Source organism: Massilia mucilaginosa, assembly GCF_011682145.1.
In the GTDB taxonomy this organism is placed as follows: Bacteria; Pseudomonadota; Gammaproteobacteria; order Burkholderiales; family Burkholderiaceae_D; genus Telluria_A; species Telluria_A mucilaginosa.
The window spans coordinates 1-323 of the sequence record NZ_WHJH01000290.1; the positions used below are offsets into that span (position 1 = coordinate 1).

Annotated in this window: 1 protein-coding gene; it reads left to right on the plus strand. The window is 66.9% G+C overall.

Annotated elements, in window-relative coordinates:
- The coding region (locus F2P45_RS34905) for an AGE family epimerase/isomerase (RefSeq protein WP_187367267.1) at positions 1-323 on the plus strand (323 nt) is incomplete at both ends.

Consider the following 323-nt stretch of genomic DNA (forward strand, 5'->3'; position numbering starts at 1 on the left):
GCCACACGATGCGCTTCTACCACCCACGGGCGATCGATCCCGCCGGCGGCCTGTTCCACTATTTCAAGGACGACGGCGCGGTCTATGACCGGCAGCACCGGCACCTGGTCAGCAGCACGCGCTTCGTGTTCACCTACGCGATGGCGTACCGCCAGTTCCAGGATCCGGCCTACCTCGATGCCCTGAAGCACGCGCTGCGCTTCCTGCGCGAGGCGCACCGCGCCCCCGATGGCAGCGGCTATGCGTGGATGCTTGATGGCGGCAAGGTGGAAGACGGCACCCAGCACGCCTACGGCCAGGCCTTCGTGCTGCTGGCGTATTCG